This is a genomic window from Flavobacterium adhaerens, assembly GCF_040045115.1.
In the GTDB taxonomy this organism is placed as follows: domain Bacteria; phylum Bacteroidota; class Bacteroidia; order Flavobacteriales; family Flavobacteriaceae; genus Flavobacterium; species Flavobacterium adhaerens.
On the sequence record NZ_JBDLZX010000005.1, the window covers coordinates 86,598 to 107,822 of the forward strand.

Consider the following 21,225-nt stretch of genomic DNA (forward strand, 5'->3'; position numbering starts at 1 on the left):
TGAAGTTTCTGCTGAAGCAATTGTTTTTACATTTTATGAATAATAAAAATCGCAGGACGTTTATCAATATCAATTTTTAATTTTTTCCAATCTGAAACTTTTAATGTTTTGATGAATTCTGTTGGTAATGTAATATCGGCAGCAATGCACAGGTGGGTTGAAGGATTTAAAATCTGCAAAAGATCTTCGACTAATTTGTTATTTCGATAAGGGGTTTCAATGAAAAGTTGGGATTGATTTTTGTCATAAGATAATTTCTCAAAATGACGAATTGCTGATTTTTTTTCATCTTTATCAATCGGTAAATAGCCATTGAAAGTAAAACTTTGGCCATTCATTCCAGATGCCATCATGGCTAATAGGATAGAAGAAGGGCCAACCAAAGGAACTACCTGAATTCCTTTTTCGTGAGCCAATTTTACAATCACAGCACCAGGATCGGCAACACCTGGGCAACCAGCTTCACTCATTAATCCCATATTTTTTCCTTCTAATAAAGGTTTGATAAAGTCTAAATGTTCGCTGGTCTCTGTGCGTTTATTTAGGGTGAAAAGGATTAACTCGGATTGTTTTTTTTCTGGACTTACTAGTTTAATCGATTTTCGAGCTGTTTTTTCGTTCTCGACAATATAATGATTTATAAAATCTACGCTTCTTTTTATAGTTTGAGGAAAGACATCCATTGGGTCACAATCGCCCATTGTTGTCGGAATTAAATATAATTTTCCAAAAGGAGGCGTTGATTTCATAAGAGCTTTTCGATTTTTATAATGAGAAGTTTAATTTTTTTGTTTGAAAAATTGGACTTGGCTTCTTTTGGATTATTTAAAAATAATATAAGCGATACTTAATTTTAGGGGTGTTTGGTGATAAGTTTATCGGCAATTATATCGCATGCTTCGTCAAGCATTTTGTAAACTTGATTGAAGCCATTAGCCATTCCGTAATAAGGATCTGGAACGTCCACTTTTTCATTTGGGAAAACAGCATCCAGAATTAATTGAACTTTGTTTTTTTGGGTGTCATTTTGAGCTAAATGAATCACATCGTTGTAATTGCTGTTGTCCATTACATAGATGTAGTCAAATTCTTCAAAATCAATTTTCGAAAATTGTCTGCCTCTTTGGTTGCTGATGTCTAGACCATTCTTTTGTGCTGTTTCTATCGAGCGTTTGTCGGGAGCGTGACCAATATGCCATGAACCTGTTCCGGCAGAATCTACAATGAATTTGTTTTTTGGAAGTTTAGAGGCTAAAATTCCTTCGGCTAATGGTGAACGGCAAATATTGCCTAGACAAACCATTAAAATTTTAATTGGCATTGTTTTATAAAGTTAATTTTGAATTGATATCCTCGACGTATTTTTTAAATTGTTTGTCGGTTGTAACTAAATTATCAACTGTTTTGCAAGCGTGCAATACGGTAGCGTGATCCCGGTCTCCAATTTGAGAACCAATGTTGGCTAAGGATGCTTTGGTGAATTTTTTGGCAAAAAACATAGCGAGTTGTCTTGCTTGAACAACATGTCTTTTCCTTGTTTTAGATTGTAATGTCTCAATGTCCAGTTGGAAATAATCGGAAACAATTTTTTGAATGTAATCGATAGAGATTTCTCTTTTTACGTTTTTAACAAATTTCTCTACAACACTTTTGGCTAACTCTATAGTTACTTCTTTTTTGTTGAAAGAAGATTGTGCGATCAATGAGATAATAGCCCCTTCTAATTCACGTACATTGGTTTTGATGTTTCGAGCTACGTATTCTATGATTTCTTCAGGCATTTCAACACCGTCACGGTATAGAATATTTTTTAAGATCGAAATTCTAGTTTCGTAATCCGGTTGGTGTAACTCGGCAGACAATCCCCATTTGAAACGTGATAATAAACGTTGCTCGATATCTTGCATGTCAACAGGAGCCTTGTCCGAAGTTAAAATTACCTGTTTTCCGTTTTGGTGTAAGTAATTGAAAATATGGAAAAATACATCTTGAGTTCCTGATTTTCCAGAAAGGAACTGAACATCATCAATGATTAAAACATCGATCAATTGGTAAAAATGAATAAAATCATTTCGGTTGTTTTTCTTAACCGAATCAATATATTGTTGTGTGAAAATTTCTGCAGAAATATACAAAACCGTTTTTTCTGGATATTTGTCTTTAATTTCAACTCCAATAGCGTGTGCCAAGTGAGTTTTTCCTAAACCCACTCCACCAAAAATCAGTAAAGGATTGAATGAAGTTCCTCCGGGTTTGTTGGCAACAGCCATGCCTGCAGAACGTGCCAATCTATTAGAATCTCCTTCTAAGAAATTGTCAAAACTGTAATTAGCATTGAGCTGTGATTCGATTTTTAAATTTCGAATACCTGGAATGACAAATGGATTTTTTAATTCAGGTGAAAGGTTTTTGAAAGGAGCATCAACCTCTTGTGGTTTTACAGGTCCTCTGTTAGCACTTGGTAATTGTTCTGTAAAGGGTTGTTTGTTGCCATAAGTGTTCTCCATTTTGATTTTATAGAGTAACTTTGCATTTTTACCAAGTTCTTTTGTTAAGGCTACTTTTAATAATTTTACATAGTGTTCTTCTAACCATTCGTAAAAGAATTTACTTGGTACTTGAATATATAGCGCATTATCGGTAAGCTCAACTGACTTGATTGGTTCAAACCAAGTTTTGTATGCTTGATCTTGAATATTGTCCTTTATAAAGGACAGACAGTTTTCCCATACTGATTGTGCGGTCTTGTTCATATATCTAGTTAAATTATTGTATTATAGTGCTTATTGTCTTATAAAAAGGAGGTGAAAAATTTCCTTTTATCGGGATAACAAATATGTGAACAATTATCTGTAAAAAAAAATAATTTCGGTTATAATTTTTGAAAAAAATGTTGTAAGAAGCTTTTTTAAATTTAAATTTTTAATGCAAAATTAATGAAGGATCATCAAATTCAAGTAAGAGTTCGATACTCTGAAACGGACCAAATGGGAGTAGTATATCACGGAAATTATATTCCTTATTTTGAGATTGGAAGGGTCGAATGGCTTAGAAACAAAGGGATTTCATATAAAAAGATGGAAGAAAGTGGTATTGGGCTTCCAATAGTAAACATGAATATTAATTACAAAAAATCGGCAGTTTATGATGAGCTTTTAACGGTGCATACAGTTTTTAAAAGTCAGACGTCGGTGAAGATTGAATTTGATTGCGCCATTTATAACGAAGCGAAAGAGTTATTAACAACTGCCCAATTTTTACTGGTTTTTGTGTCGTTAAAAACGGGTAAACCAACTGCTCCTCCAGATTACATTTTAGAACTACTAAAATCTTTTGAATAATTGTCAAAATGAGTTCTTTTTAGTGAGAATTTAGAGTTTTTTTATGTCAATTTCAAATAAAGAACTAAAAGTGTCGAATACCAATTCGGCATTTTTTTTTCTGGTTTTTATTACAATTTTTCCAATTGGTAAGTTGGTGTCTTTGTTTATTTCCATTTCTTGATTAACGATTTCAAGCTTTTTTTCCTTGATAACGCGCATCACTTTATTCATGTTTAGGTAATCGAAAGTGATTTGAAAAGTAACATCAACTGTTTTTTCGATAATTTCACAAGTTTCCAAAGTAATTTGAGCCGATGTTTTGTATGCGGATATTAGACCGCCAACTCCTAATTTGATTCCGCCAAAAATCCTTACCACAACAACAAGGATATTGGTTAATCCAAACGATTGTATTTGCCCATATATTGGTGTGCCTGCTGTATTGCTTGGTTCTCCATCGTCGTTGGCTCTATACTGAATGGTTTCGGCTCCTATTTGATAGGCATAGCAATAATGAACTGCGTGAGGATGCTTTTTTTTTAAGTTTTCGATAATGGGTTTTACTTCGTTTTCGGACTCGATTGGAAAAGCATAACCAAAGAATTTACTGTTTTTTTCTTTAAATACTGTTTCTTCCGAAGCGAAAGCAATGGTGTTATAGGTGTCTTTCATTTTTCAAAAAGCAATATCAATAATACTATCAAATTTTAATAGAGGAATTTTATTTTTTCAATTGCTATTAAAGTATTTTTTTCTCAAACAAATCTACCACATCTTCTTGGCCAACTTGCAAATTCCAAACGTGAAGCCCTAAAGCTTCGGCAGCGTCTGTGTTTTCTTTTTTGTCATCTACAAATAAGACTTGTTCGGCTTGTAAACCGTTTTGTTCAAGGACAAAGTGGTAAATCTCGGCATTGGGTTTTCGCATTCCAATTTCAAACGAAAAATAAACTTTTTCGAAGCATTTGTAAAAAGCATTGTAAAATGCAGGTCCTACTTTTTGTTCAAAAGTAGCGATATGAATGGCGTCTGTATTGCTCAATAAAAACAAACGATATTTTTTAGAAAGCTTCTGGAGAAATTCTAATCTGTACATTGGGAAATCTGCTAATATGGCGTTCCAGGCTTTTAGAATATCTTCGCTAGAGGCATTGTCAGTGTGTTTTTGAATTCCAGATACAAAGTTTTCATCAGTTATTGCTCCTACTTCATATTGAAGATTTAATTGATTCAAATCCTCATTCCATTCCGAGACACCAAGTTTTTTCAAGCCATCTGCAGTGGCTTGTTTGTCTAAATTGATGAACACATCTCCAAAATCAAAAATAATCGCATTAATCATGGTTTCTATGTATTATAAGTTCGTCGTTTTGAATAAAGTGTTTTTCAGGATTGATTCTAGGAAGAGTTGGAGCTTTTATTCCTTCGGATAAAGTTGCTTTTCCTGTAAAAATTCGTGCTTCATCCCAAAGATTGGCATCAATAAAAGTTTGTAATGTTTGAAGTCCACCTTCAATAATAACCGATTGGATATTGTGTTTGTATAACGAAGTAAGAATCTGCTCAGAAATATTCTCTTTGAAATTAATTTTCTCAAAGACAATATTCTCCTTAAGTGCTAGTTTTTCGGAATTAGTAAAAACAATGGTATGGGTTGCATTGTCAAATACAGCGCTTTCTTTTGGGATTCTGTTTTTAGCGTCCAATATAATTCTAATAGGATTTTTCCCGAACCAATCTCTAGTATTTAATTTAGGATTGTCATCGATAACGGTTTGGGTTCCTACCAAGATTGCTTGTTCTTGAGTTCGCCATTTATGAGTTAGTTGTCTAGAGTAGGAGTTACTGATCCAGACAGGTTTTTTTTCATTTTTCGTCAAAGGAGCTATAAAACCATCTTGGCTTTGTGCCCATTTTAATATAATATAAGGTCTTTTCTTTTGGTGAAAAGTAAAGAAGCGTTTGTTGAGTTCGTTACATTCGTTTTCCAAAATTCCAACCGTAACATGAATGCCAGCTTCGATCAATTTTTTGATTCCGTTTCCTGATACTTTAGCAAACGGGTCAATGGTTCCAATAACAACTCTTGGAATCTTGTGTTTTATAATTAAGTCTGAACACGGTGGGGTTTTCCCAAAATGGCTACAAGGTTCTAGGCTTACATATATTGTAGCATTTTTTAATAATGATTTGTCTTTTACCGAGTTTATGGCATTAACTTCGGCATGAGCTTCGCCTGCTTTTTGGTGCCAACCTTCTCCAATGATTTTACCTTTATAAACGATGACACTTCCTACTAAAGGGTTGGGATAGGTAGTGCCGAGACCGTTCTTGGCAAGAACGATACAGCGGTTGATGTATTTTTCATGTAATTTCACTCTGCAAAAATAGTAATTTAGAAATTAGAATTTAGTTTTGAAACTTCGGATGTTTTACCATAGACATTAGTTATTTTTGTATTCTTTAAAATGTAAAATAAATCGTAAAATGAATAATTGGAGCATTAGAAAAATACAAAAAGAAGACAATCAGCAGGTTGCTCAATTGATAAGAAGTGTTTTTGATGAGTTAAATATTCCAAAAGTGGGAACTGCCTATGAGGATCCTTGTCTAGATTTGATGTATGAAGAATATGAAAAACCAAAATCGATTTATTATGTGGTAGAAAAAGAGGGGAAAATTGTTGGAGGTGCAGGCATTTCACCTTTAGCAAATGAAGCTGATATTTATTGTGAATTGCAAAAGTTTTTTTTCTCTCCTGAAATTCGAGGTATGGGAATTGGGGGCAAAATGATCGAAAAATGCCTACAGAGTGCACGTGATTTTGGTTTCGAAAAATGCTATTTAGAAACAATGCCCTTTATGCACGACGCCCAAAAGTTGTATAAAAAGTGGGGTTTCGAAAATATTTGTAGCCCAATGGGAAGCACAGGCCATACGAGTTGTCCTGTCTGGATGTTGAAAGATTTAAAACTATAATTTCGAATGAAGATAAGAGAATACAGAACTCATTTCATACAAACACTTTTACCTATTTATGGTCAAGAGGAAGCAGAGAGTTTTTTCTATTTAATTTTGGAAGCCAAATTAGGTTTGAAGAGAGTCGATTTGGCTCTGCAAGTCGATTTGGCTTTGTCCAAAAACGAATTGCTGATTTGGAATTCGATTTTAGAACAATTAAAGAAAGAGATTCCTGTTCAATATTTATTAGGTAAAACCAATTTTTATGGATTGGAATTTGAAGTCAATCCGAATGTTTTGATCCCGAGACCCGAAACCGAAGAATTGGTTGATTGGATTATTCATGATAATTTAAAAATTGAAAGATTGAAAGATTTAAAGATTCTGGATATCGGAACAGGAAGTGGTTGTATTGCTATTTCTTTGGCCAAAAATATTCCGAGTGCTCAGGTTTTTGCTCTTGATGTTTCCGAAAAAGCTTTGGCAACCGCCCAAAAAAATGCAGAACTCAACAGCGTAAATATTACTTTTTTACATCAGAGTATTTTAGAAACAGAAGATTTAGGTCAACAATTTGATATAATAGTTTCGAATCCTCCGTATGTTCGAAATCTCGAAAAAGAAGAAATCAAAAAAAATGTTTTAGATTACGAACCTCATTTAGCCCTTTTTGTAGAAGATCACGATGCATTATTGTTTTATCGAAAAATAGCCGAATTGGCTCAAAAGAACCTTTCGAATTCAGGACAATTGTATTTTGAAATCAACCAGTATTTAAGCAAGGAAATGATAGATTTACTTGAGAAAATGAATTTCAAGAATGTCGAACTTAGAAAGGATATTTACGGAAACGATAGGATGATGAGAAGTACGAATTAGGAATTACGAATTAGGAATTACGAAATTTCAGTCAGAAAAGATTAGTTTTAGTACAGCTTAAATTTTCTGAATATGGAGTACATCAAAATAATATTATACTTCGTAATTCGTAATTTTTAATTCGTAATTAATAAATCACTCATATCTCAGCGCCTCAATAGGATCTAGATTTGCCGATTTTATAGAAGGGTAGAGTCCTGAAACAATTGCAACGATAAAACTTGTTGTAAATGCTGCGATGATAGCCCCCCAAGGAATTACGAAGGCTAAATTCATTGCTGTTGAAATGGCAAAACCAATTAAGATTCCGAAAATAATTCCGACCAAACCACCAATTTGCCCAATCAGTAAAGTTTCGATAAAGAATTGAAATGCAATGGTAGATTTTTTGGCTCCTAATGCTTTGCGAACACCAATTTCTCTAGTACGTTCTGTTACCGAAACCACCATAATATTCATTAAAGCAATAGAAGACCCCAGAATAGTAATGATTCCAATGAGCCATGCCGCAAGATCCAGATAACCAGTTATTCCCATGATTGTATTGATCAAGTCGTCACTTCGAACAATACCAAAATTATTATCTTTTACAGGGCTTAGTTTTCGAACCCTGCGCATAGTGCTAATAGCATAATCTGTAGCTTGATCGAGCAATTCTTTTTTCTCGACCATCACACTCAAATTGTAGTTGATGTTTGGAGCTGTAAATAAAGATCGAGCCACTTGTATCGGAATGAAAACCCTTAAATCTTGACTGTTTCCAAAGGTAGAACCCTTCTCTTTCAATACCCCAATCACTTTAAATCGCGCACCACGTATAGAAAGTGTCTTCCCAATAGGGTTAACATCTTTCAGAATTCCTTTTAGAAAATCAGAACCAATTACACAAGAATACGTGTTGTTCGAAATATCAAAAGAGGTAAAATTTCTCCCTAAATTGGTTTCAAGGCCCGAATTCTTAAAATAATATTCGTCAACACCCAAAACACTAATTTCGGGATCCGTTTTCAAAGCTTCATATTTTACTTCGGCAGTTGTGGTAGCTGTAAAAGACAATGACGTTTCGGTCATTGGGTAATTGTACTTATTTTTGAATGCAACAGCTTGTGGGTATGAAATAATCGGATTTATGATTTCGCGTTCACCACCACCAACTCGACGACTAGTATTTTCGTATTGATTAATGTTAAAGGTATTAGCTCCCATCGAAGCAAAATCGGACGAAAGCGTATTGCCAAGAGCAGAAACAATGGTAAGAATCCCAACCAGTGCAGTGATTCCAATCGCAATAATCATCACGGTCAGTATGGTTCGCAACAATTGAGTTCGAACAGAGCCAAAAGCAATACGGATATTTTCTTTAAGTAATTTTAACATCATGGTAGTTTGACACGAAAATACACTTTTTGTTACAAAACAGATTTTGATATTTTTACAAATTTGTATAAGGAGCTATTACCAGCTGTCCACTGTATCTCTTGTGGCGAACACCGCCACAAGAGGATGCCGTTTAACTTCGTTGAATCTTCGATTTCCATCTGGGCTAGGTAATGGTTTTAAAGAGATATTTAAATTAAATCTCAAATTTTTCAGGAGTAATAATTTTAAAAATAAGATATTTGCAATCTATTTAGGATTTTGACCTTTTTATCAAAATCCAGAACTAAAATTCTAAATAAAAAATGGCATCAAAACCAAGTATTCCAAAAGGGACAAGAGATTTTTCACCTGCTGAGGTAGCAAAACGACAATATATTATGCAAATCATCAAAAGTAATTTTGAAAAATTTGGATTCCAACCTATAGAAACACCTTCATTCGAAAACTCCGATACTTTAATGGGGAAATATGGCGAAGAAGGAGATCGATTAATTTTTAAGATTTTGAATTCTGGAGACTATCTGTCAAAAGCCAATGCAGAGTATTTGGAAGCCAAAGATAGCACTCGATTAGCAGCAAGTATTTCCGAAAAAGCATTGCGTTACGATTTGACCGTTCCGTTTGCACGTTACGTGGTACAACATCAAAACGATATTGAGTTTCCTTTTAAGCGTTATCAAATACAGCCAGTTTGGCGTGCCGATCGTCCTCAAAAGGGGCGTTTTAGAGAGTTTTTTCAGTGCGATGCCGATGTAGTTGGTTCTAAATCCTTGTGGCAAGAAGTAGAGTTGGTACAATTATATGATGGTGTTTTTACAGCTTTAGGTTTGCATGGTGTTACCGTGAAAATCAACAACCGCAAAATTCTTTCAGGTATAGCCGAAGTGATTGGAGCATCGGATAAATTGATCGATTTTACAGTAGCTCTCGATAAGTTAGATAAAATTGGCGAAGATGGTGTAAAGAAAGAAATGATCGAAAAAGGAATTGCCGAGGAAGCTATCGAAAAAGTTCAGCCATTATTTAATTTCACAGGGTCTATTTCAGAGAAAATAGAAAAACTTTCGGTTTTATTGTCTTCTTCAGCTGAAGGGATGAAAGGGGTAGAGGAACTTCGATTTATTTGTGATAATGTTGTCAATTTAGGTTTGTCAACAGCCAGCTTAGACTTAGATGTTACTTTGGCCAGAGGACTAAATTATTATACTGGAGCTATATTTGAAGTAGCCGCACCAAAAACCGTTGCTATGGGATCCATTGGTGGTGGAGGGCGTTACGATGATCTTACGGGTATTTTTGGTTTAAAAAACATGAGTGGAGTTGGAATTTCTTTTGGGCTTGACCGAATTTATTTGGTTGTAGAAGAATTAGGATTGTTCCCAGAAGCGGTGACATCAACATCAAAAGCGTTGTTTATTAATTATGGCGAAAAAGAAGCTTTTTATTCGATGCAAGCTATTAAGGAATTAAGAGCATCAAATATAAAAGTCGAAATGTATCCTGATAATGCCAAAGTGGCTAAACAATTTCAGCATGCTGATAAAAGATTTATTCCGTATGCCGTAATTGTAGGAGATGAAGAAATGAATAACAATCTCTATAGCTTGAAAAATTTAATTTCAGGAGAACAGAAAAAAGTAAGTTTAGAAGAACTTAAATCAATTTTAAAGTAAAAATTATGAAAGGCTGCAAATGCAGCCTTTTTCTATGGAACGAATTTTGTTTTTTCCAACATCCAGTTGTAAATCACATCTTCTCTAAAATAACTTTCGACACTACCGTGATTTCCACCTTTGACGATCGTAAAAGTTAAGTTTGCATCTGGATTACAGGTTTGGATGGCTTTGACCATTTTTTTAGATTCCGAAATAGGAACGATATAATCTTTGTTTCCGTGAATTACCCACATAGGGATTTTAGAAAGGTTACACGCATCCTTAGTGTTTCCTCCACCACAAATAGCTACTGCTGCCGTTATTTTGTCTGGATATTTCCCTGCAAAATCAAATGTGCCATAGCCCCCTAAACTCATTCCGCAAACATAAACTCTAGATAAATCGGTATTGTAATTGTTTTGTACGTATTCTAGAAGTTGCAAAAGTTTGTCAGGATTCCAAGATCCATGTGCCAGTTGTGGAGCAATAACTATGGCTGGAATTTCTTTCCCTCTTTCGATTGCGCGAATTACACCATAACGTTTTACTCGATTCAAATCGGTTCCAGATAAACTTTTTCCATGTAGAAATAAAATGATTGGAGCTTTATTGTCTAATATTTCTTGTTTAGGGAGATTAATCCAAAACGGATAATCGGTTTGGTCGGTAATTGTTTTTAATTGTGCTTGAGTTGTTGTAATGAAGCAAAAGGAAAATAAAAAGAACAGGGTAATGAGGCGCATTGTTTTAATTAATGGTTGTGAGAATAAGTTCGCAAATTAAGTTTTTTATTATTATTCAAAACAATTTTTACTAAGGTTTATTGCATTTTTTACGACTTGAAATAACCAATGAAAAGGATTGTGTGTTCAAATACATCTGTTTTGAATAGAAAATTTTAAGGGAATTTTGGGATTAGAATTTGTTTTGAGTTAAATATTCTTGTAAAAATTAAATTGCATATTGTGTTGTTTGTTGGATATTTTTTTTTGATTAATTCAAAAAAACACAATATTTATTAAATAATTGCAAATACCCCCCTTTGTTAAGTTAAAATACCCCCCTGTGTACAGCTTACACTTCTAGTAAGTTTGCAACTAGAAATGTGAATTATATGTTAATGTGTTTTTAAAGCTTCAAAATTGAATCTGTTTTTTTTAAGCATTTTAAAAGTATCAGGACTATAAGGATAAATCTAAAAACTTTACTAACCAAAAACTAAAATTAATGATGACAAAAAGTATTAGGATGAAAAAGATTCCTGATGGTGTATCAAAATTTGATTTGAAAAAGAGACTGACCATGTTTTGTGTATTGGTGTCTTTATCGCAAGTGCATGCGTTTTCACCGAGTTTGAATTTTGATTCAGGATTACAGAATGTGCAACAGCAAAACACAATCAGTGGAATTGTAAATGATGAGAAAGGATTGCCTCTTCCGGGAGTGTCTGTTTTGGTAAAAGGAACTTCTAATGGAGCGGTTTCAGATTTTGACGGAAGATTTACAATAAAAGCAGATGCCAATGCGGTATTGGTCGTTTCGTTTATAGGATATAAAACGGTAGAAGTTGGTGTAAACAATAGAACTTCTATAACCATAAAAATGCAAAGTAGCACAGCAGAGTTGGAAGAAGTAGTTGTTGTAGGATATGGTAAAATGAAGAAAAAGGATTTAACTGGAGCTGTTGTACAGGTTAAACCTGAAATTTTGGACAACCAAAATCCACAAACGGTTCAAGATTTGTTAAGAGGAGTACCTGGTCTTAAAGTTGGGTATTCTGCTGATGCTAAAGGTGGGGGGTCTTTACAAATTCGTGGAAAAAACTCTGTTTATAGTGAAGGTGGTCATAATGATCCTCTTATTATTTTGGATGGTATGCAGTTCTATGGAGAACTTTCGGAAATAAATCCAGACGATATCGGACAGATGGATATTCTTAAAGATGCTTCGGCAGCAGCAGTTTATGGGTCTAAAGCAGCAGCGGGTGTAATCATTATCACGACCAAAAAAGGTAAAAAAGGAAAACCTACTGTAAACGTTACGAACACTTTGACGGTAAATACCAAAAGTGCTTATCGTGACGTATATTCTCCTGAAGGATATACAAAGTACCGTGAAGACTGGGAAACGGCTAAAACGTATGGCGTAAATACAGCTACAGGCGAGTACGAAGCTTATATAGCGAACCAAGTGGGGCAAGTGGGGTATTTTTCTAATCCTAATAATTTGCCTACAGGGGTAACACAAGACCAATGGTTGGCTTACCAACCAGCATCAGCAACACAAGGTAAAAGTTTAGCCGAAGTTTGGGGATTGCGTTTGGGTATTCAAGAAGGTTTGTTATTGAATAATTTTGTTTCTGGCAAAACACATGATTGGTACGATAGCACTTTTAGAACCGGAATTAACCGTGATAGTAATTTAAGTATTTCTGGTGCAAGTGATAATATGAATTATTATATGTCTGTTGGATACTTTAATGCCGAAGGTGCTATTCAAGGAAATGACTATTCTACGGTTCGTGCCAATATGAAATTAAACGGAAAAGTAACAGATTGGTTTGAAGTAGGAGCCAATGTTAATTTTCAAGATCGTACAGAAGGTGATATTTCTGTAGGTACAGGTACAAACTATTGGGATGCCAATATGTTGCGAAACAGTCCGTTTAGTGAGTTCACCGATGAAAATGGTAATTATGTAAGACAACCAATGGGGCCTACTATTGGAGGGTACAATTATTACTATGATCGTCAGTATATGGATTTAGAAAAAGGATTTACTGTACTAAATACAATTTTTAATGCCAAAGTGACTCTGCCTTTAGGAATTACGTACTCGTTTAACATTTCGCCTCGTTATGAGTTTGGATACAATCGTTATTTCCAATCGGCTGATCACGAGGGATGGAACGCTGCAAATGTAGGTGTCGATAGAGGTAATAGTAAACGATTTGACTACAATTTGAATAATACCATTACTTGGGATTATACATTTAACCAAAAGCATCACGTTATAGCTACTTTTGTGCAAGAGGCAGAAGAGCGTCGCTATTGGTCTGATATAACTTATGCTCGTAATATTCAACCATCAGATGCATTAGGATTCCACAACACTCAAAATGCGACTCTTGCGAATAGTAGTTTCTCTACAACTGATACACACCAAACAGCAGATGGATTGATGGCTAGATTGTTTTATTCATTTGATAATCGTTATATGTTGACAGCTACTGTGCGACGCGATGGTTATTCAGCTTTTGGAGCTTCTAATCCTTATGCAACTTTTCCTTCATTAGCTTTAGGATGGAATTTTGCTAATGAGAATTGGTTCAAATGGGAGGCTATGAGTTCAGGTAAGTTACGTGCTTCTTGGGGTAAAAACGGAAACAGATCTCTTAATGATCCATATGTATCATTAGCCAATTTAGGTTCAGGAACAGGTGCAACAATGGGTTATATTGATTCATCAGGTAATATAGTTGATACTAAGTATTTGGCAATTGACCGTATGGCAAATCCAAATTTGCAATGGGAAAAAACTACAGCGACCAATCTTGGTTTGGATTTTGGTTTCCTCAACGAGCGTTTAACGGGTACAATAGATGTGTATAAGTCGGTTACTCACGATATGATTATGGCGCAAAGATTGCCAGGTTTTACAGGATTCGGTTCTATAACAACTAATTTAGGTGAGGTTCAAAACCAAGGGATCGAAATCGCACTTAACTCTCTAAACATGAAGTTACCAAACTTCGAATGGCGTACAATGGTAGCATTTTCATATAACGAAAATAGAATCAATAAGCTGTATGGGGAAATGGAAGACATTTTGGATGCAGACGGAAATGTTATTGGGGCAAAAGAAGCCGATGATAAAAGCAACGGTTGGTTCATAGGAAAATCTATTTCAGAAATTTGGGATTACGAAGTGATCGGAATTTGGCAAAAAGACGAATGGCAAGAAGCTGAAAAATACGGACAACGTCCAGGTGATCCTAAAGTAGCTAACTATTATACTGCTGATGATAAAGCTGATGGAACTCCTGTTTATAACGATAATGACAAGGTGTTTTTAGGACAAACTGATCCGCCAATTAACTGGTCAATTCGTAATGATTTTAAAATTTACAGAAATTGGGATTTCTCATTCAATATCTACTCTTATATGGGGCATAAATCAATGGATGGTAATTACATGAACAATTACAATGCGGGAAGTTTATATACAAACAACTACAATCCATTTGTAAATCCGTATTGGACAATAGATAATCCAACTAATTAATGGGCAAGACTAGATGCTAGAGGTCCTGCAGGAGCTGGTACTAATAAGTTATACAATCGTGATTTTGTTAGGTTAAGTGATGTTTCTTTGGCTTATACTTTTCCTAAGGATTTAACCACTCGTATGCATCTTCAAAACTTAAAAGTATTTGCTTCGGTTCGTAACGTTGGAACATGGGCAGCAGATTGGGAGTATTTTGGAGATCCAGAAACAGGAGGTTTAGCGACACGAATGTTTAATATAGGTTTAAATATAACGCTTTAAAAATTTCAACAATGAAAATATATTTCAAAAATAAAATTTCAAAATTTGCGCCTTTAGTTGTTGTGGCTGCATTGTTTGGTTCTTGTTCAGAAGATTTTCTCGAACCTGATCCGTTATCGATTTACGAGCCTGAAACTACATTCTCCACCGAATCTGGTTTGCAAGCAACACTAGCAATGGCCGATAAATCTCTTAGAGGATTTTATACACATTACAATTATGCCAATAACAGTGTGCCTATTGGTACTGAGTATGTTTTTTCGGATATGGCAAAATATGGAAAAACAGATGCGAGTTCTACAGCTGCCGATTATGCTAATACTATAGTACCAACAGGTACTTTTGCGACGGCCACAAATGATGCCCTTTATCTTGGTTATTATTGGGACGAAGGATATAACGGAATTAAGTATGCCAATACAATTTTAACCTATATAGACCAAGTACAAGGTCTAGACGATGCTGTTAAGAAAAAGTATATTGGACAAGCTTATTTCCATAGAGCGTATCGTTATTTGAACCTAGTATATCAATTTGGAGATATTCCTTTGGTTACAAAAATCTTAGAGGTACCGAAGCAAAATTATTCTTCTACCAAAAAAGAAGCCATCATCGAAATGATTACGGCTGATATGGAAAAAGCGGTAGAGTACGTACCAGAACAATCACAATTAGCTTATCTAGGATTGGTTAACAAAGGGGCTTGTCGTCAATTGTTGATTAAATGTTATTTGGCTTCTGGAAAATTTGCCGAAGCTGAGGCACAAGCGGATATTTTAATCAATCAATCAGGATATTCATTGGTGCAAAATTCATTTGGAACTTTTGATGACGGAGGAAACCCAGATACTTGGAAAATTACTAGAAATGTAATTTGGGATTTGCATAGACCTGAAAACAAAGTGGTAGCAGGAAATACTGAGGCTATTATGATTTTACCTAATGCAGGAGCACAATCATTTATAGGATTTGCTACGATGAGGATTTTTGGTCCGTTCTGGAATTCAGCAAATATTAGAACACCTGATGGTAAAAAAGGCGCAGAACGTTATGCTAAAACAAATTCTAATTACAACACTAATTTTGATTTTGCGAGAGCATTAGGAAGAGGTATTGCGACTATCAGTGCGTCTTATTATTCGCAAAGCCCTATGTGGAAGGTAAATGGAGTTGAAGATATTCAGGATTTGAGACACAACAGTACTGTTGGGAATTGGGTTAAAATGGAAGACTTAAAATATAGCGATCCAACTTCGGCTTATTATAATACAAATTATAGAATGAAAGATGATGCAGGGAATTTGTTAGCGAAAGATTCAATTCGTGATTGGTTCGATTTCCCATTATACAAAATTTATTTGCATGATGTAGTAAACGAAAACAATCCAAATGCAACTGATTTTCAAGGAGCATCAACAGGTGCTGTAGCACACTGGTATTTGTATCGTCTGTCCGAAACGTATTTATTACGTGCTGAAGCCCGTTTTTACAGAGGAAATGTTGCTGGTGCTGCTCAAGACGTAAATATGGTGCGACAAAGAGCCAATGCTTCACAACTTTATACAACAGTTACCATAGGTGATATTTGTGCAGAGAGAGGTAGAGAGTTGTATTTGGAAGAATGGCGTAATGTCGAGTTAACTCGTATTTCACACTGTCTGGCTATGAGCGGCAAACCAGATGAGTGGGGTAATGTTTACAGTTTAAGTGATTGGGATAAACAAGCTGGGGTCGATAATTCTGGTGGTAGTTATTGGTACCAACGTATCGTACATTATACTTTGTACAATAAATATCCTGCTGGAATTGTGGTGCCAAACGGTACGAAGTTTTATACAATGAATAAACGAAATGTGTATTGGCCAATTCCTAATAGTGCTATCACTGCTAATACGAAAGGTAAGTTGAGTCAGAATTACGGATACGACGGTTATGACCCAAGTGTAAAAGTTTGGGATAATTGGCAAGATGCTGTTGCTGACGAAGATAAAACAGAATAGAGTTAATTAGTCAAGTTAAATCGAAAAGAAGGGTATAGTTATTTATATCCTTCTTTTTTTTGTTTTAGGGAGAGAGATAATATAAACTTAAAAAAGAAAATAAAACTGATAGGTACTGGTATGGATTGTTAGTGATGTTTTTTAAATTTGTTGATGAAAATTGATTATGTGTTAGCGATGTGTTGGATAAATTATTAATTCCGATAAAAATAAGCACTATTTTTTTAAAATTCACATGGTGTTTTTTCTGTTGACACTTGCATTCGTGTTGGGTCAATAACAAACAACAAAAACTCTTATGCAAAAAATATTTAAAACGATTGTATTTTTCTTTTTTTTCTCAACCACAATTTATGGACAGAGATATTTGGTGAAATTTCTGGATATATCACAAGGATTGTCTAACAATTCTGTTACCACTATTTACCAAGATAAAACAGGATACATTTGGTTTGGTACCTATGATGGTTTAAACCGTTACGATGGTTATGAATTTAAAGTTTTTCGAAACACAATACATGATGACAGTTCATTATCAGCCAATTTTATTTTTTGTATTGATGGTGATTCTAAAGGGAATATTTGGGTAGGAACCTCAAATGGTGGAAGCATAATAGATATTCGAACCAGAAATATTACGCAGTTATCTATTAATTCCTCGAATAATTTATTACGAGATGAAAATGTTACCCGTATAAAACAGTTTGGCAATAGCATGTTGGTAGGTTGTGAAAAATCTGGTTTGCTGGTTTTTGATGAGTTAACCAATGTAGGACAGCAAATTCCGTTGTATAAGAAGGGGAAAAGAGTCAAAAACTATCAAGTTACAGGAATAGAACCCGTATCTTCAAAAGGATTTTCATGGGTTTTTATAAAAGATTATGGTTTGTATAAATATTGGAGTGTTTCTAAAAAATTAGAAAATATTACCACTTCAAAAGTTCGTGCCAATGTTTTAAAACAAGATGATAAAGGTGTTTTGTGGGTGGGAACCGATGATGGTCTTTTTCCTTTTTATGAAAATAAGAAACAATACGGTGGTAACTTGCTTTCTACAAAAGCAATTGTTATCAATCTTTTGATAGACAAAAAGAAAGAGATCTATGTCGCTACTGATGGAGCAGGCGTTTTTAAAATCAATAAGCAAAATAAAGCCATTGCTTTTGAGGGAGACAACAAACAATCATTGCTTAAAAGTAATGCCGTTTGGGGATTGTATGAGGATAAAGATCAAAATAAATGGATTGCTACACTTCGAGGTGGGGTGAGCATGATTGCAAGTTCCGAACGGTATTTTAACCATGTAAAAACTGGTGGAAACAATCCAGCTTTGAATTATATACTGTCTTTTTGTGAAGATTCGGATAAAAAAATATGGATTGGTACTGATGGAGCTGGTTTAAGATTTTGGAATAGAGCCACAAACACATTTGAAAAATTCAATACTGATAAGCAAATTAATAGCGCATTTGTACCTGGAATTGTATCTGATTTTCAGGCTAATTTATGGGTGGCTACTTGGGATGGAGGTCTTATCAAAATAAACACCAAAAACCATAAAGTGCAGTATTATACTTTGTTGAACACTTTTACCAAACAACAAGAAAATAATATTTGGTTGGTTTTTAAAGATTCTAACAATACCATTTGGGCTACTACCAAAGAAGGGACTTTGTTTTATTATGACAAAAATGAGGATACATTTAAAGTTTTTCATCCTCATTTATCGGGGATACTTACTTTAACAGAAAGTCAAGATGGTAAACTATGGGCTGGGACATATTCAGAATTGATTCAGATTGATCCCAAAACCAGAAAATTCAAAAGAAACAAAATAGGAAATCCAATTCGATGCATACTCGAAGATTCAAAATCTAATTTATGGTTAGGAACTTCTGAAGGCGGATTGTTGTATTTTGATGCCAAAACCAGAAAATCAGAGCGATTTACCACCACTAATGGTTTGCCTTCTAATATTGTATTACGAATTTTAGAAGACAAAAAAGGATATTTGTGGCTGAGTACCTATAATGGTTTGAGTAGGTTTGATCCTGAAAAAAAAGTATTTAGAAATTTTACTGTTTCGGATGGATTGCAAAGCAATCAATTCAGTTACAACGCGGGTATTACACTATCAACAGGAGAATTTCTTTTTGGCGGAATCAATGGTTTTAATGTTTTTTATCCCGAAAAAATAAAAGATGTTACTACCAAATCGAGTGTGTTACTTGATGATATTCAGGTAAATAATGAATTGGTAGTTGGCAAAAGTGAGTATTTTGATTCTAATCATAAATCGGTTAGGGTTATGGAAGTGCCATTTGACCAAACCACCATTTCGTTAGATTTTGTGGCGATTAATTTTGCAAATGCTGACAAAATAGACTATGCCTATTTTTTAGACGGATGGGACGAACATTGGAACTACATTGGTAAAGACAGAAAAGCGCGTTACTCAAAACTACGTGAAGGAATTTATGAGTTCAAAGTAAAAACCACAAACAATTACAAGCAATGGGAACCTGAAAAAACCTTACTCGTTATTCGAGTTTTGCCACCTTGGTATCGTACTTGGTGGGCTTATTTATTGTATATGTTTTCTGTTTCAGGAATTTTGGCCTTGTACATTCGTTATACCAACGATAAACAGCGTTTGAAGTATGAAGTGAAATTGGCTCACATGGAAAGTTTAAAAGAAAAAGAGTTTTCCGAAAAACAAATTTCGATGTTTACCTATATCTCTCACGAGTTTAGAACGCCACTTTCTTTGATTATAAATCCTCTAAAAAAGGTAATCAAGAAACAAAATAAATCTGGCGAACCCATACCAGAGCTTGCCGTAGCCCATAGAAATGCCCGAAGATTATTAAGCTTAATCGATCAATTATTGTTATTCCGAAGAGCAGATAGCGATGCGGATCAATTGAGTCTAGCTGTTATCGATTTGAATAAATTATGCGATGAGGTTTATCAATGTTTTACCCAACAGGCAAAAACTAAAAAAATAGATTATAACATTGATCTCCCGAGTGAACCCATTATGATTATTGCTGATTATGAAAAAATCGAAATTTCATTATTTAATTTAGTTTCTAATGCTTTTAAGTTTACACCTGAAAAAGGAGCAATAGCATTGAGTCTGTCTCAAACCAATAGAGAAGCTATTATAAAGATAAAAGATACAGGTATCGGAATCGAAAATCAAGAATTGGATTATATTTATGACAAGTTCAGACAAGTCAATTTAAAAACCAGTCCAGGAAAAGGTTTTGGTATAGGTTTGTTTATTGTAAAGTACTTCATGGAAAAACATTTTGGTCAAGTAGAGTGCGAAAGCCAATTAGGAAAAGGGACCGAATTTACCTTAAAACTCAAAAAAGGAGATACGCACTTTGAAGGGTTACCTATTCATAATGAGAATGTAAAAATGTCTAAAATTGTTAAAGAGTTAAATGCAGAAAATCTTTATAACGAGGTTGAGCATGTAGCCGTAAACGAAAATGATACACTCATCGAAAAACTTTCTGTAGATGTGGTTTCGGATAAAAAATCAATTATTATAATTGATGATAATGATGAGATTAGAGAATATTTGGTACAACTTTTTGCTGAAAATTATATCACCTACAGTGCCAATAACGGGATTGATGGATACAAGATGATCAATAAGATATTGCCCGATATTGTTTTGAGTGATATTTCTATGGAAGGAATGAATGGAATTGAATTGTGTAAAATAGTAAAAGGAACACCTGCTACCAGTCATATCTTAGTTATTTTGCTCACCGCTGCCACAAGTTCCGAAATTCAGCTTCAAGGTATTACCGAAGGGGCGGATGATTATTTAACCAAACCTTTCGATGACGAAATTCTCAAGGCAAAAGTAGAAACTTTATTGCGAAACAGAGGCCAGCTGAAAAAATACTATTTAGAGAGTATAACTTTAAGCCCAAACGCCCAAAAAGTTCCTGTAGAATACAGAGATTTTTTAAATGAATGTATAACTGTTATCGAAAGAAACTTAGGGAATCAGAAATTTTCGATTCGAGAATTTTCTAAAGAAATGGGAATGAGTCATACCAAGCTATATTCTAAAATCAAAGAAATTTCAGGACAAACTTTAAATGGATTTATCCGATCAGTTCGATTGCGAAGAGCTGCCGTATTATTACTCACCGAAGATATTTTAATTTCTCATGCAGCATCACAAGTTGGTATGGAAGATATCAAATATTTTAGAGAACAATTTGTGAAATTATACGGAATGAACCCCTCGGACTTTATTAAAAAATACAGAAATTCCTTTAATTCGGAACTGAATGTTATTCAGAATTTGTAAAATCAACTTAACATTTGAGAGTATAAAAATTCAATTTTTTTAATATATTTTTTTTAAAAACACTATTTATGGTCTTAATTTTTGATTTTACATTGAAAAAACAGCTTTTACCCCCTGTTATTTGCGATTTGTCCCCCTTT

The 21,225-nt window shown here is 34.4% G+C and carries 16 protein-coding genes; 8 read left to right on the plus strand and 8 right to left on the minus strand.

Going from position 1 to position 21,225, the window contains the following annotated elements; genetic code table 11:
- Positions 1-26: 26 nt before the first annotated feature.
- From ABEB18_RS08400 to dnaA, 3 genes are all read right to left on the minus strand, one after another.
- Positions 27-749, minus strand: a complete 723-nt coding sequence (locus ABEB18_RS08400; RefSeq protein ID WP_348798817.1) for an SAM-dependent methyltransferase — start codon at positions 747-749, stop codon at positions 27-29.
- A gap of 104 nt (positions 750-853) precedes the next feature.
- Positions 854-1,321, minus strand: a complete 468-nt coding sequence (locus tag ABEB18_RS08405; RefSeq protein WP_348798818.1) for a low molecular weight protein-tyrosine-phosphatase — start codon at positions 1,319-1,321, stop codon at positions 854-856.
- 4 nt (positions 1,322-1,325) lie between these two features.
- Complete coding sequence (dnaA, locus tag ABEB18_RS08410; protein WP_348798819.1) at positions 1,326-2,753, minus strand: chromosomal replication initiator protein DnaA; 1,428 nt, start codon at positions 2,751-2,753, stop codon at positions 1,326-1,328.
- Positions 2,754-2,936: 183 nt separating this feature from the next.
- Here dnaA and ABEB18_RS08415 point away from each other — a divergent pair, with 183 nt between their 5' ends.
- On the plus strand, positions 2,937-3,341 hold the full coding sequence (locus tag ABEB18_RS08415) for an acyl-CoA thioesterase (protein WP_348798821.1): 405 nt from the start codon (positions 2,937-2,939) through the stop codon (positions 3,339-3,341).
- Positions 3,342-3,371: 30 nt separating this feature from the next.
- On the opposite strand, the gene ABEB18_RS08420 is transcribed toward ABEB18_RS08415, so the two are convergent.
- From ABEB18_RS08420 to ribD, 3 genes are all read right to left on the minus strand, one after another.
- A complete protein-coding gene (locus tag ABEB18_RS08420) occupies positions 3,372-3,995 on the minus strand; it encodes an IMPACT family protein (RefSeq protein ID WP_348798822.1) in 624 nt (207 codons plus the stop codon).
- Positions 3,996-4,062: 67 nt separating this feature from the next.
- On the minus strand, positions 4,063-4,665 hold the full coding sequence (locus tag ABEB18_RS08425) for an HAD family hydrolase (protein ID WP_348798823.1): 603 nt from the start codon (positions 4,663-4,665) through the stop codon (positions 4,063-4,065).
- Positions 4,658-5,701, minus strand: a complete 1,044-nt coding sequence (ribD, locus tag ABEB18_RS08430; protein WP_348798825.1) for a bifunctional diaminohydroxyphosphoribosylaminopyrimidine deaminase/5-amino-6-(5-phosphoribosylamino)uracil reductase RibD — start codon at positions 5,699-5,701, stop codon at positions 4,658-4,660. Before ribD ends, ABEB18_RS08425 begins: the two co-directional genes overlap by 8 nt.
- 109 nt (positions 5,702-5,810) lie before the next feature.
- On the opposite strand from ribD, the gene ABEB18_RS08435 reads away from it, so the two are divergent.
- Positions 5,811-6,302 (plus strand): GNAT family N-acetyltransferase, encoded by a 492-nt coding sequence (locus ABEB18_RS08435; protein ID WP_348798827.1) that lies wholly within the window; start codon positions 5,811-5,813, stop codon positions 6,300-6,302.
- A gap of 6 nt (positions 6,303-6,308) precedes the next feature.
- Entirely contained in the window at positions 6,309-7,163 is an 855-nt protein-coding gene (gene prmC / locus ABEB18_RS08440) for a peptide chain release factor N(5)-glutamine methyltransferase (protein WP_348798828.1), read from the plus strand.
- Positions 7,164-7,298: 135 nt separating this feature from the next.
- Here the strand turns inward: prmC and ABEB18_RS08445 are convergent, their stop codons facing one another.
- Positions 7,299-8,543 (minus strand): ABC transporter permease, encoded by a 1,245-nt coding sequence (locus ABEB18_RS08445; RefSeq protein WP_348798829.1) that lies wholly within the window; start codon positions 8,541-8,543, stop codon positions 7,299-7,301.
- Positions 8,544-8,845: 302 nt separating this feature from the next.
- Between ABEB18_RS08445 and hisS the strand changes: the two genes are divergently transcribed.
- On the plus strand, positions 8,846-10,216 hold the full coding sequence (gene hisS / locus ABEB18_RS08450) for a histidine--tRNA ligase (protein WP_348798830.1): 1,371 nt from the start codon (positions 8,846-8,848) through the stop codon (positions 10,214-10,216).
- Positions 10,217-10,248: 32 nt separating this feature from the next.
- Here the strand turns inward: hisS and ABEB18_RS08455 are convergent, their stop codons facing one another.
- Positions 10,249-10,941, minus strand: a complete 693-nt coding sequence (locus ABEB18_RS08455; protein WP_348798831.1) for a carboxylesterase family protein — start codon at positions 10,939-10,941, stop codon at positions 10,249-10,251.
- Positions 10,942-11,446: 505 nt separating this feature from the next.
- Between ABEB18_RS08455 and ABEB18_RS08460 the strand changes: the two genes are divergently transcribed.
- The 4 genes from ABEB18_RS08460 (at position 11,447) to ABEB18_RS08475 (ending at position 21,085) form a co-directional block, all read left to right on the plus strand.
- Positions 11,447-14,482, plus strand: coding sequence for a SusC/RagA family TonB-linked outer membrane protein (locus ABEB18_RS08460; protein ID WP_348798832.1), 3,036 nt, complete (start codon positions 11,447-11,449; stop codon positions 14,480-14,482).
- 87 nt (positions 14,483-14,569) lie between these two features.
- Complete coding sequence (locus ABEB18_RS08465) at positions 14,570-14,746, plus strand: hypothetical protein (protein WP_348798833.1); 177 nt, start codon at positions 14,570-14,572, stop codon at positions 14,744-14,746.
- 11 nt (positions 14,747-14,757) lie between these two features.
- On the plus strand, positions 14,758-16,746 hold the full coding sequence (locus tag ABEB18_RS08470) for a RagB/SusD family nutrient uptake outer membrane protein (protein ID WP_348798834.1): 1,989 nt from the start codon (positions 14,758-14,760) through the stop codon (positions 16,744-16,746).
- Positions 16,747-17,044: 298 nt separating this feature from the next.
- Positions 17,045-21,085: a hybrid sensor histidine kinase/response regulator transcription factor gene (locus ABEB18_RS08475; protein WP_348798835.1), complete on the plus strand. Its 4,041-nt coding sequence runs from the start codon at positions 17,045-17,047 to the stop codon at positions 21,083-21,085.
- The last annotated feature ends 140 nt before the right edge of the window (positions 21,086-21,225 follow it).